We start from the raw sequence: 10766 nt of genomic DNA on the forward strand, positions 1-10766 counted from the left end.
AATTATCCCATCAGGTGGTAGCTCAACACGGCCGCTGCTGTATAGATAAATGAAACCAGGGCCGCGCCGCAGGTATACCACAGGAGAGATTTTTCTTTCACGCGTCCAAATACAAAAACAATCATGAAGCTCAGCAAGATCTCCGGCAGGATGATATAGCGGGCGACATGGCCCCATTTGATCACATTAATTGCGTACCAAGAGGGCAGCATCCAAAGCAGTTCTTCAGACCCGATGAAAAGAATAGCTCCCACCAATATTGCGGCGGCATAGGCCAGCTTATAGCCCCAGCGCTCATGCGCGACCGAGTAGGCGATCAGAATCTGCGAGGCAGGTATTGTCCAGAGTAGCGCCATGTATCCTGACACGGTGTCCCACTTGAACAGGCCATCGGGTGGCAAGACCAGTACGCCGAGATGCCGCGAGAGTACCCAATCGGGAAAGATCTGGAAAATGCTGAGCACCATAGAGAAAATAAGAATCTGCTTGAGCTGAATAGACGCTTCTGTCCGTGACCACAGATAAAAGAGAATATCCCATACAACGCAAAGTGTCAGTAGTGCAATACCGATGTTTGCCGGGGTTCTGAACCAGAGAAGAGCGGCCGTGATGACGAGAAAGAGAAACTGCCAGGGCAGCGCTGAAGCCAGACGAAAATCACTGCGGTTGTAATTCATGGCTCACCTTCGGCGTGAACTGCTCTGGGGGACAACTGAGATATGAATCTCTGGGTTTTACCGACCCGCCCTTTTCTGAGTGGCGCTCATTTCATGAATCAGAACCTAGGCCGAGACTCAAGAAGATTGACGCAGAGCCGCTACGATAGTGGTGAATCTATCGATACTGAAGGATAGTCGGATTATCACCACCAAGAGGGCCAGCAGCGCTGATACCATTACCATAACTGTATGATCCCGTACCATTCTGGAAACCCACAGCGTATATGTTTCCAGGGCTATCAGCAGAAATACCATTAACGCGTGAATTGTTACTGCCCGATGTTACGCTTCTGCCCCATTGTGCTGTTCCTGCGCTGTCATACTGCACCAGAGTCATGTTATAGTTGAACGAAGTTCCCGTTACAGTTACACCAGTGCCGTACGTGAACGCATTTTCAGATAGTTTGTTTCCGCCAGCAGTGATTCTGCCGCTGGCATTAACGGCTACAGCAAAGAAACGCGATTCAGCTGTTGCCGTGGTTACTGTTCGTGCCCACTGAGCGGTACCTGTAGAATCATATTTGACCAACAGAGAATTCATAGCACCCGAAACGGCTGCCGTGGCAGTAATACCAGTGCCATAAGTGAACGCCGTATTGCCAATTTGATAACCGGCCACATAAGCGTTGCCACTTGAATCCACTGCCACCGCGTTCGCCGCCGTCTGATTGCTGCCGGCTGTCGCTACCCTAGCCCATTGTCCCGTACCTGCCGAGTTGTATTTGACAACCACCAGATTAAGACCCGAGATCGACAAGCCAGTTGCTGATACCCCAGTGTCATATGTGTACGTGGCATTCGTCGATTGTGAACCGGCCGCGTACACATTGCCAGAGCTATCAACACCCACACCATTAAAAACAGAGTTATTGCTACCAGCCGTGACGGTCTTGGCCCATTGGGCAGTTCCGTTTGTATCATATTTAACGATGACGGCGTTAGTAGCTGCCGCTGCGGAGCCGGTCGCTGAAACTCCCGCAGCGTAGGTGAACACGCCATTTTGGTTTTGGCTACCAGCCGCATAGGCGTTGCCGCTGCTATCGACGGCCACTGACGTGTATGCAGACGCATTCGTACCCGCTGTAACGGTGCGCGCCCACTGCGCATCACCTGCTGAATTGTATTTAACTATCACCACGTTGTTGCCAAGACTATACGTACCCGTTGCGGTGATTCCGGCTGCATAGCTTGTGGCGGCATTTCCGCTTTGAGAGCCGACGGCGAAAATATTACCTGAACTATCAACAGCAATACCTGCAAATGCAGAGCCACCCGTACCTGCCGTCGTGGTTCGTGCCCATTGAGCCGCGCCAGAAGAATTGTATTTTACGATTACAGCATTGGAGCCTGCTGCCGTGCCCGTTGCGGTCACGCCAGTTGCGTATTGATGCGCTCCCGTGCCCGTTTGTGAGCCGACCACATACGCATTGCCAGAGCTATCACTGGCCACAGCAGAAAAAGAAATAGTTCCGCTGACCGGTGTCGGTAACCGTGCCCACTGAGCAGTGCCCGCAGCGGCGCTACCGCTCGACGCGTCACCGCTATCGCCACCGCCACTCTTGCAATGCACGAAGGCACCGCTAACCATAAGTATCATAAGGTAAGCTTTCAATTTCATGCGTCAAAATAACGGGTGGGGGGGGGGACGTAAAGATTATTTTGCCGCTGTTCTTTTTTTGAGCGGGCAGATGCATTGCGTCCGCAGAATGGCAGCGTCTCTAATCTTCTGGTGGCACCAGCCTAATTTTGCCACCAGCAAGAATAAACCCGCCGTCACGGTCATAGAGTACCCCCGCCTGGCCGGGTGTCACTGCCCATGCAGGGGTATCTAATTCAATCCGTAGAGACGCCATCAATGGCGTCTCTACCTTGTATGCCACCGCCGCCAACGGCTGCCCGTTGTAACGAATCTGCACGTTGCACGGTACACCTTCTGACCACGCGCGGTCGTCTTCGGCGACGCCCTGGAAAACCACATCGCGAATATAAAACGTGCGGCGCTCGAGCTCTTCGCGGGGGCCAAGAATGACATCGCCATTCGAGAGAATTTCGAGCACGAACTGCGCTTCGGCAAAACCCGCCACGCCGAGGCCCTTGCGCTGGCCGATGGTTAATCCCACTGAACCTTCATGTTTGCCGAGTATCGCGCCCAGACGGTCGCGAAAATACCCAGGCCGCATCGAGACACCCTCGCGCTTCAGGAACGCCTTGTGGTCGTTGTCGGGTATAAAACAGATCTCCTGCGAGTCGGGCTTGCGCGCGACGGGAATATTGTTCGCTTCAGCGATGCGCCGCGCTTCGTCCTTGATCATCTTCGCGAGCGGGAAAATCGTGCGCGCGAGTGACTCTTGCGACATGCCATAGAGATAGTAGCTCTGGTCTTTTTTGCGGTCAGCTGCGGGCGCGACGGCATAACGCCCGTTCGGCAGGTGAACAATGTCGGCGTAATGACCCGTAGCGATCTGGTCGAAGCCGAGTGCTGTCGCCTTTTCATAGAATTCGCCAAACTTGATGTAGGTGTTGCAGTGCACGCACGGGTTGGGAGTTAACCCGTTCTCGTAGTCGGCGACAAAAGGATCTATGACATTCACACGGAAGTCGGCTTCCATCTTGAGCGCGTAGAACGGTATGCCCATTCCGCGAGCCGAGCGTTCGGCATCTGCCATATCTTCTGGCGAGCAGCACGAGGTGAGTTTGTTCTTCACCAGGACAGGTGTTTCGCACGACCCCACCCCGCCTTCGGCACCCCTCCCCTTATCAAGGGGAGGGGACAGGGGGAGGGGTTCTTTATACTCCCAAAAGCGCATATTGGCGCCGATGACTTCATGACCCTGCTGTTTCAGCAAGAAGGCAGAGACGGCAGAGTCGACGCCGCCCGACATGGCGCACAGAACACGCATACTGCCTGTCAATATTTCGCCATGTTGGGGTCGATATGCGACGCCCAGGCATCGATGCCGCCCATCAGGTTACTGACGTTGCGGTAGCCCTGGTTCACCAGAAAATTTGCGGCCTGCATCGAGCGCCCGCCGTGGTGGCAGGTAAGGATAATTTCAGCGTCTTGCGGCAGCTCTGTGTAGCGAGCCGTCAGCAGGTGCAACGGAATATGCAGCGCAGTCTCGAATTTACAGATATCGAGTTCGTTGTCGTTGCGCACATCGACGAGCAGAAATTTCTCACCCGCGTCCATTTTCTTCTTGAGATCATGCACTGAAAGCTGTTCAACCATACTGCACGAATATACACCAGAGACAGCGCGTAAGCCAAAATCCATTTACGGGGCAGCCCGGTCTGCCATGAGGTGGTATGGCGCGTTTGTTTCTGAAATCCTACCTTTTGCTGACGGTCATGTCTTTTTCTGCCGCCTCGTTACTTTTCAGTGATGCCCCAATAGGCCGCAACCTGGGTTTGCTCACCCCGGGCAAAGCTGTGAGTTTGCGGCTCAAAGATGATCAGGTTATCGCCGATGTCGAGCTGCAGAGCATCGACCAGAAATCGATCAGCTACAAGAAAGGCGCGATGGCGGTGAAGATTGACCGCGATCTGGTTTTTCGCGCGCGCCAGGGCGATGCATTCTATTCTGATCTGGCGCTCACCGCCGAAGACCATGCTCGGTTCGGTGGCTACGTCGATTATATTAATGAGCGGGGTGACATCATCGTTGATACCGAAGATGTGCAGTACATCGGCGTCATTACGGGCGAAGATGAAACGGTGATGACAATTCGCACCCGCAGCGCAAGCTACGATGTCGAGAAGCGCAAGATCGCCGCCTGGCGAAGGGGCGGTGTCTGGTCTGGCGATGAGAACGCGCGGCAAGAACCCAAAGGGTCAATCTTCGGCATGCAACCCTATCTTGATAAGAAGCGCACTTTCAATTATGCGCTGATGCTTTCGGGGCCGTGGTCTGTGCTGCCGCAATTCGGCCTGGGACTCAGTACAAATGTCAACTGGCCGGTATTCGGTGGCGTGCGCGGTTCGTTGGGTTACATCTTGGTTGACACCAACACATTTGGCATGATGGCGCAGGCGAGCGCTTACCTCAACGTCAACCTCATTGGCTTTGGCGCTTCGCGTCTCTTTGCCGGTTCAAGTTATATCTGGCGCGGGGGCATGGTGATGGATTATGCCTATGGCAGCACCGGGCCTTCATATCGTGGAAGCCAGGTGAATGGTACGATCACACAGAACACCTACTCGTTGCATCTCGGTCTCAAATACAAGAACCTCATGTTCGAGGGCGGCGTCGAGATGCCGATTTCATCGCGGCAAGATTTCGAGCGCCCGATGAACCCGCAGACCACAGATCTGGTTGAAATTGAGCGAGGGGTGGGCAGGGTCAAAAGTTCTCTCGATACCTTCGAGGGAATTTCGCGCGTTTATGCCAATATTTCGCTGATGTTCTGAATTGTCAGCGTCTATTCGTTATGCCGAATACCGCGGTAGCTGAAATTGATTCGCAGGAGATATTGATTGCGAATGGTGCTGATGTTCTGGGTCTCATCTATGCGCACGAAGAAGATAACCTGATTCTACACCAGAGAAATATCGCGCCTGAATTTTTTGATCTTTCGACGGGCATCGCGGGCGAGGTTGCGCAAAAGCTTGCTAACTACCGCCGGCGCATTGCGGTGGTGGGTGATTTTTCTGATATCGATAGCAAGAGCCTACGCGATTTTATTTATGAGAGCAATAGGCGAGGCAATATATTTTTTGTTGCGTCGAGCGAAGAGGCAAGGGCAAAAATTCTCGCCCAAGTTATAAAACCGAGCTAAGGGTAGCAAAATTGAAGCATAAATGTGGATTGGACGTATGAAAAAAATTGTCTGTCTGCTAATTATGCTCTCTTTGTCACAGTGCAAAGAAGAACCCAAGGGCAAGCCCGTCGCCTTCGCCGAGGCCTGCGGCGGCAAGTACTACGCAAAAGAAGTAAAGGGGTTGTATGAAGGTGAGCGCATTGCGATTCCCGGCTATTTAAGCGTTTCGGGTATGCTGCTGCAGAACGATACGATCAATCTCGACCTGTATGAGACGCCTGATCGCAAAGGGAAATCCATAACCGTGAGCGTGCGCACGCATGGTGGCAAGAACGCAATCGACAAACTTGCCAAAACCTACCAGGAAGGCGACCTCAAGATTCATACTGCGACGGGTGAAACCCTGGGCAGTAAAGACAAGGTTATCATTCACGCAGAGCATATTGGCAGCCCCCTCGGGGAGCCCAGTTGCCTGTTCAAAGTGTTTATAATAGAGAAGGGCTAGCAGATTCCGGAGAATAAAACCCGTTGGGGATATAATGCCCTTTTGAGCCTCGCGATGGCACTGGCGCGGGCGTCATATTTGTTGACGCGTTGGCATGGGTGGGCTCTGTTCGCGCATGAAAACCATCAAGCCGCGGTTCGTCTACCCACTCACCATTGTGTTATGGTTTTTTGCGACTGGTTGCACGAATATCGACTTGCTCAGCAAGCTCGAAGCGCCGGGGGGTGGTGCCTCGTTCCGAAACATTCGGGTGGTGAGTACAAACATAGACCCGTCGCTAAACACTGGCGGCACCTTCAATGCTACCGTGACGTTTAGCGAGGCCGTGAACGTGCCCATAGGCTCTATCACCATCGATAACGGGGCTGCCCTCACAAGCCTTGCATCGGTCGATAACATCACCTGGACATTTACACTCACTGGCCTGACGAATGCTACCTACAACGTGCAGTTTTCATCAAATATCAATGCCGTGAGCGGTGGCTCGTTGGCGCCGTTTACCGTGACGTTCACGCATACGGGGGTTTGAAGCAATTTGGCGACTGACGCTTTAAGTCAGATTCTCAATTGCACGCCGTAGTGCATTGATTTCTGAGCTCAAGACAATACGCGCCCAATTCCGTTTCTGGACCCGCACCGCCACCGCAGGCCTCAAGGTCTGCATCACAAGAGGCGATACATTGCGCAATATTGTCAGGCGTGAAGCCGTTGGTCTGCGTGTAGGTTTCCCGCAGTGAACTACCAGAAATAGACCTGATCTCTGTCGTTAGCCGTACCTTGTGATTGAAGGCACCAGCCATGCCCTCGATAGGCGCGAACTCGGCCACGGTATTGCCCTGGCTCATTTGCGGCGCGACAGATTGCATCGACACGCAGGTCACGAAATTATCGCGCGAAAGCTGCACTGATCCACTGCAGACTGTAGAACTGTGGGTTGTCAACGTGGTGACGTCCATGGCCTGATCGAAAGTAATACGTAACTTGGTATGCAGTGCAATCTGCGTCGTCCCTTCTGCAGGCGCGATAGTAAACGTGAATTCCTGAGGAGTGTTGCCTCCGCCGTTGTTCGTCTGGCCTTGCCCAGGCTGGTCGGTAGAGTTGCTCGGGAAGCAGCCGAACCCACCGAGAATTATACCCGCAACCGCAAGGGTCGAAATGATGTTCTTTTTGATTTTCTTCATGGCAGACCTTATCAGGTTGCAGGTGCTTTGTCCATAGGGCATCTTGCCCTATGCCGCCAAGAATTTCTGAGCCCTCGTACTGGGCTCTTCTGCTTATGCGCCGCACCCCGCTGTCGGCGAGTTTAGGTAAAATACTTCAACGCTCTGGTGTAAACTTCGTTTGCATACGCCTCGCACCCGACCTCGCCCTCGCGCGGTGCCCACGGCGCAAAATCTTTGTCGCTTGCCGGAGCATAAGGGCCGGGCTTTACTTCAAAGCAGATTGCGGTTTCACTTTCGACGATGATGCTGTGCCAGATGCCCGGGCCGATATCGATGCCATAATTGTCAGAGGCTGACAGGCGCGTGACGGTTTTTAGATCCCCCTGATCATCAAAGGTAATAAAAAGCAGCTGCCCGCGCAGCACGACAAAACTTTCGCTTTTCGGTGGGGTCGTGTGGCGATGCGGAGTGACATAGGTTCCGCGGACCATCACGTTCAGAAAACGGTTGGGGTTTTCTTCAAAGGTTGCATGAAAGTTGTGGTTTGTGCGCTGGCGTGCTGAGTCCCTGGCCCTATTTTCGAGTTCATCGAGCAGGGTAGAAGTGATGATTTGGATAGGGGGCTTCATAGTTGTGCAACTGCTGATTTGTATTGCGTCGGTCAACTATTGAATTCAGCACGTTTGGGTTATATCGCAAATCGGCAACGCTCTCTCGATCGTTTGGGTTTTCTCCCTGTCTGATTAAAGATTGCCGTGCGGGAATATCTACAGTCACTGTCGCGTGAAAGGTTTATGAGGCAGACTCTTTTCACCTGTATCGTGTCCTTAATAATATCCGCGGCTCCGCTTTGGCCTGGCCAGATTGCTGGCGAAATCAATATCACTGCTGATGTTGAATTTATTGAAGATATGCCGCCCCAACTGGCATTTGAACAGGTTGAGGCGCAGAAATCATTACCGTGGCAGCGTGTCGGAAAAAATGCAACGCATTTTGGGTTTTCAAGGTCGGCGTATTGGTTTCGCATTGATCTGAAGAAATTTGCGTCATTCGCGGCGCAGAAAAAGATATATGCAGTCTTCGCGTGGAAAGCCCTCGACTCGATTGAGGTCTTCTACCGCGATGCTGCCGGCAATACACAAAAGCAGATCGCGGGCGATGGTTACCCCAAATCAACGTGGAGCCTGCCAGAAACGCATTTTCCCGCGGTGCAGATACAGCCCGATCAGGTATCAGGCCGACTGCTGTTCATACGCCTGCAATCCACGTCGATTAAGAACTTTCCGATTCTGCTCAAGACCGAAGGCGCGTACCTGCATGATCTCAAGCGTGAACTTACAATCATCGTCATCTATTCGACTATTACCCTCATTCTGATCGCGTTTGCTTTCTTTCTCTATGCCATATCGAGAGACATGAACTTTCTTTTGTACACGGGCTATCTAGTTTCGATTGCGCTGGCATTTGACACCACTTTTGGCAACGCGTTCGATCTTCTCTGGCCCAATTCAACCTGGTGGCAGAACCGGGCCGGTTTTACCCTGGTCGGCGCGCAGATTATTTTTTCGACACTGTTCGTGAGCCGTCTGCTCGACTTTCGCAAGTTTCTGCCACGCGCCGATTTCGTCTGCAATGCACTCGCAATTTTCTGTGCCATTAGCCTGCCCGTGAGTCTGCTCGACCTGCCCGTTGTGTGGTTCTCGACTCTATATTCCCTGATCTATCTGGTTTCGATTCCGGCTTTTTTCGGCATCGGTATTTACCTCTTGCCGAAGAGCGGCCTGCACGTGCGCCTCTTCATCATCGGCTGGGCGATTCTTTTCTTTTTTGGAGTGTTTCACATTCTTTATCTGCGCAGCGTGCTCGAGTATTCGGGGTGGATTGTCTACGCAGCTGTTCTCATTTTCCCTGTCGACATTCTGTTCTTCTTCATGGCAGCATGGGAAAAGCAGCGCCTCGCCGACCGCGAGCGTTTGCGATTGCTCGATGAGAAGATGCAGGCATTGATCGCGCGAATGCCGGGTGAATCGAAGGCCAAATACCGCAAATCTTCGCTGACCGACGTCGACGTGCAGAGCACTCTCGCCCGGCTGAAGATTCTCATGGACGAAGAGAAAATTTACCTCATCGAAGATTTGCGCCTGCCCGATCTGGCCAAGACGCTCGGCCTCAACCGCACACAGCTTTCAGAACTTTTGAACAGCCACTTTCAGAAGAATTTTGCCAACTTTATCAACGAATACCGGGTGGGCGAGGCGCAACGCCTGCTCGTTGAGAATCCGCATGAAAATGTGCTCGATATAGCCTTCGCCACGGGCTTCGGCTCAAAGGCGGCGTTTTCGACCGAATTCAAAAGGGTGACGGGCGTTACTGCGAAAGAATACCGCGAAAAAAATCTGCAAAAGGCGGCGAATTTTGCGCAAAATAGGTCTTGAATGATCATTTGAGGCGACAAAAGCTGAAAAACCCTCTATTAAAGAAGAGTCGATGCAGGCTCCGATCTTCAAACTACTTCTGTTGGCGCTCGCGAGCTCGGCTCTCGGTGCTGCCCGCCTGCCTCGGGTTATGGTGCTCGAGACCGTCAACCGCTCGGGCGACCCGAACCTCAAATACCTCGAAGCCTCGATTTCTGACGCGATTCGCACCGAGCTGAAAAATCGCTTTCTGTTCACCGAAATACCCGTTGAACAGCGCAATGCGCTCGCCGAGAAGAACTACATCTTTCCGCAAGATTTTGATACCGAGACTGCAGCAGTGGCTTTGGGGCTTTTGGGCCGGCAAGATATCGTCGTGACCGGCAGCTTTCGCGGCAATGCCGGTAACGCCCGCAGCATCATTGTCGAAATTCGCATCATCGGTGTGGGCGAGAAAAAAATTCTGAAGACGATCAGCCATAAGGCCGCGGTCGACAGCTCGGTCTTCAATACTTTGCAGAAAATTGCGACCGAATCGGCAATCGAAATGGAAAAGATTCTGCCGAGCAAAGACGAGTTCGCGCGCATCTCGCTGGCCGACAGTTTCTATGAGGGGGGATTAAACCAGGTGCTGGTGTCATTTGGCTTCGCACCGTCTCTTTTCGCCGCGTCAGGCGGTATCGCGACTGGTTCAGAACTTTCGCCCAAAGATTTTAATAACCTTACCGTTCGCGCCGCTTACCGCCGCAATTCGGTTTACCGCGAAAATCTGTACCTCGAAGCACGCGGCAGCGTTGATTTCGGTTCGAACAAATATGCATTAAAGCAAACTGAACTCAGCGATCTGAATCTGCCGGCGAGCCATTTGGGCTATCGTATCAGCGCGCCCGTGGGCATGCGTTTCGCCTTTTTCGGATCTCTTCTCGTACAACCCTATGTCGGCCCTGCGGCGGGCTTTGGCACCATCACCGTCGACGCCTCTTCAACCCAGCTTGTCGTCTATGACGCCAGCCGCAGCGCAGTGACTACGCTCAAAAAGAATTATGCGGGCATGGGTTTCATTTCAGGTGCCGACATCACGCTGCTCTTAAAATCAAACGTGCAGATATTTACCGACATCGAATACCAAATGATTTTCGCCGACGGCGGCAGTTTTTTCACCCTGGGTTTTTTCATGGGAGCGGGGTATAGATTATGAGAAACCTCAC

Annotated in this window: 12 protein-coding genes; 6 read left to right on the plus strand and 6 right to left on the minus strand. The window is 52.7% G+C overall.

Annotated elements, in window-relative coordinates; genetic code table 11:
- Nucleotides 1-2: 2 nt before the first annotated feature.
- The 4 genes from TURPA_RS21650 to TURPA_RS08545 form a co-directional block, all read right to left on the minus strand.
- Nucleotides 3-677: a DUF6989 domain-containing protein gene (locus TURPA_RS21650; protein ID WP_014802896.1), complete on the minus strand. Its 675-nt coding sequence runs from the start codon at nucleotides 675-677 to the stop codon at nucleotides 3-5.
- 157 nt (nucleotides 678-834) lie between these two features.
- The gene (locus TURPA_RS08535) at nucleotides 835-2337 is read right to left on the minus strand and encodes an SBBP repeat-containing protein (RefSeq protein ID WP_014802897.1); all 1503 of its coding nucleotides are present in this window, start codon (nucleotides 2335-2337) and stop codon (nucleotides 835-837) included.
- A 100-nt stretch (nucleotides 2338-2437) separates the two neighbouring features.
- The gene (gene mnmA / locus TURPA_RS08540) at nucleotides 2438-3619 is read right to left on the minus strand and encodes a tRNA 2-thiouridine(34) synthase MnmA (protein ID WP_041948407.1); all 1182 of its coding nucleotides are present in this window, start codon (nucleotides 3617-3619) and stop codon (nucleotides 2438-2440) included.
- An 8-nt stretch (nucleotides 3620-3627) separates the two neighbouring features.
- Nucleotides 3628-3948 (minus strand): rhodanese-like domain-containing protein, encoded by a 321-nt coding sequence (locus TURPA_RS08545; protein ID WP_014802899.1) that lies wholly within the window; start codon nucleotides 3946-3948, stop codon nucleotides 3628-3630.
- 77 nt (nucleotides 3949-4025) lie between these two features.
- On the opposite strand from TURPA_RS08545, the gene TURPA_RS08550 reads away from it, so the two are divergent.
- From TURPA_RS08550 to TURPA_RS08565, 4 genes are all read left to right on the plus strand, one after another.
- On the plus strand, nucleotides 4026-5126 hold the full coding sequence (locus tag TURPA_RS08550; protein WP_014802900.1) for a hypothetical protein: 1101 nt from the start codon (nucleotides 4026-4028) through the stop codon (nucleotides 5124-5126).
- 20 nt (nucleotides 5127-5146) lie between these two features.
- On the plus strand, nucleotides 5147-5494 hold the full coding sequence (locus tag TURPA_RS08555) for a DUF4180 domain-containing protein (protein ID WP_014802901.1): 348 nt from the start codon (nucleotides 5147-5149) through the stop codon (nucleotides 5492-5494).
- A 64-nt stretch (nucleotides 5495-5558) separates the two neighbouring features.
- Nucleotides 5559-5981 (plus strand): hypothetical protein, encoded by a 423-nt coding sequence (locus TURPA_RS08560; RefSeq protein WP_157210448.1) that lies wholly within the window; start codon nucleotides 5559-5561, stop codon nucleotides 5979-5981.
- A 115-nt stretch (nucleotides 5982-6096) separates the two neighbouring features.
- Complete coding sequence (locus TURPA_RS08565; RefSeq protein WP_041948408.1) at nucleotides 6097-6510, plus strand: hypothetical protein; 414 nt, start codon at nucleotides 6097-6099, stop codon at nucleotides 6508-6510.
- A 34-nt stretch (nucleotides 6511-6544) separates the two neighbouring features.
- Here the strand turns inward: TURPA_RS08565 and TURPA_RS08570 are convergent, their stop codons facing one another.
- Both TURPA_RS08570 and TURPA_RS08575 read right to left on the minus strand, forming a co-directional pair.
- On the minus strand, nucleotides 6545-7162 hold the full coding sequence (locus TURPA_RS08570) for an Ig-like domain-containing protein (RefSeq protein WP_014802904.1): 618 nt from the start codon (nucleotides 7160-7162) through the stop codon (nucleotides 6545-6547).
- A 122-nt stretch (nucleotides 7163-7284) separates the two neighbouring features.
- Complete coding sequence (locus TURPA_RS08575; RefSeq protein WP_014802905.1) at nucleotides 7285-7773, minus strand: WbuC family cupin fold metalloprotein; 489 nt, start codon at nucleotides 7771-7773, stop codon at nucleotides 7285-7287.
- A gap of 165 nt (nucleotides 7774-7938) precedes the next feature.
- Here TURPA_RS08575 and TURPA_RS08580 point away from each other — a divergent pair, with 165 nt between their 5' ends.
- Both TURPA_RS08580 and TURPA_RS08585 read left to right on the plus strand, forming a co-directional pair.
- Nucleotides 7939-9579: a 7TM-DISM domain-containing protein gene (locus tag TURPA_RS08580; RefSeq protein ID WP_014802906.1), complete on the plus strand. Its 1641-nt coding sequence runs from the start codon at nucleotides 7939-7941 to the stop codon at nucleotides 9577-9579.
- Between the two features lie 52 nt (nucleotides 9580-9631).
- Complete coding sequence (locus TURPA_RS08585; RefSeq protein WP_014802907.1) at nucleotides 9632-10756, plus strand: hypothetical protein; 1125 nt, start codon at nucleotides 9632-9634, stop codon at nucleotides 10754-10756.
- Nucleotides 10757-10766 lie beyond the last annotated feature (10 nt).

It is taken from the genome of Turneriella parva DSM 21527 (assembly GCF_000266885.1).
GTDB classification, from domain to species: Bacteria; Spirochaetota; Leptospiria; order Turneriellales; family Turneriellaceae; genus Turneriella; species Turneriella parva.

What these genes read in the sequence shown, in the direction of transcription:
- TURPA_RS21650 (WP_014802896.1), bottom strand. Translation starts at nt 677, where the DNA reads ATGAATTACAACCGCAGTGATTTTCGTCTGGCTTCAGCGCTGCCCTGG.
- TURPA_RS08535 (WP_014802897.1), bottom strand. Translation starts at nt 2,337, where the DNA reads ATGAAATTGAAAGCTTACCTTATGATACTTATGGTTAGCGGTGCCTTC.
- mnmA (WP_041948407.1), bottom strand. Translation starts at nt 3,619, where the DNA reads ATGCGTGTTCTGTGCGCCATGTCGGGCGGCGTCGACTCTGCCGTCTCT.
- TURPA_RS08545 (WP_014802899.1), bottom strand. Translation starts at nt 3,948, where the DNA reads ATGGTTGAACAGCTTTCAGTGCATGATCTCAAGAAGAAAATGGACGCG.
- TURPA_RS08550 (WP_014802900.1), top strand. Translation starts at nt 4,026, where the DNA reads ATGGCGCGTTTGTTTCTGAAATCCTACCTTTTGCTGACGGTCATGTCT.
- TURPA_RS08555 (WP_014802901.1), top strand. Translation starts at nt 5,147, where the DNA reads ATGCCGAATACCGCGGTAGCTGAAATTGATTCGCAGGAGATATTGATT.
- TURPA_RS08560 (WP_157210448.1), top strand. Translation starts at nt 5,559, where the DNA reads ATGCTCTCTTTGTCACAGTGCAAAGAAGAACCCAAGGGCAAGCCCGTC.
- TURPA_RS08565 (WP_041948408.1), top strand. Translation starts at nt 6,097, where the DNA reads ATGAAAACCATCAAGCCGCGGTTCGTCTACCCACTCACCATTGTGTTA.
- TURPA_RS08570 (WP_014802904.1), bottom strand. Translation starts at nt 7,162, where the DNA reads ATGAAGAAAATCAAAAAGAACATCATTTCGACCCTTGCGGTTGCGGGT.
- TURPA_RS08575 (WP_014802905.1), bottom strand. Translation starts at nt 7,773, where the DNA reads ATGAAGCCCCCTATCCAAATCATCACTTCTACCCTGCTCGATGAACTC.
- TURPA_RS08580 (WP_014802906.1), top strand. Translation starts at nt 7,939, where the DNA reads ATGAGGCAGACTCTTTTCACCTGTATCGTGTCCTTAATAATATCCGCG.
- TURPA_RS08585 (WP_014802907.1), top strand. Translation starts at nt 9,632, where the DNA reads ATGCAGGCTCCGATCTTCAAACTACTTCTGTTGGCGCTCGCGAGCTCG.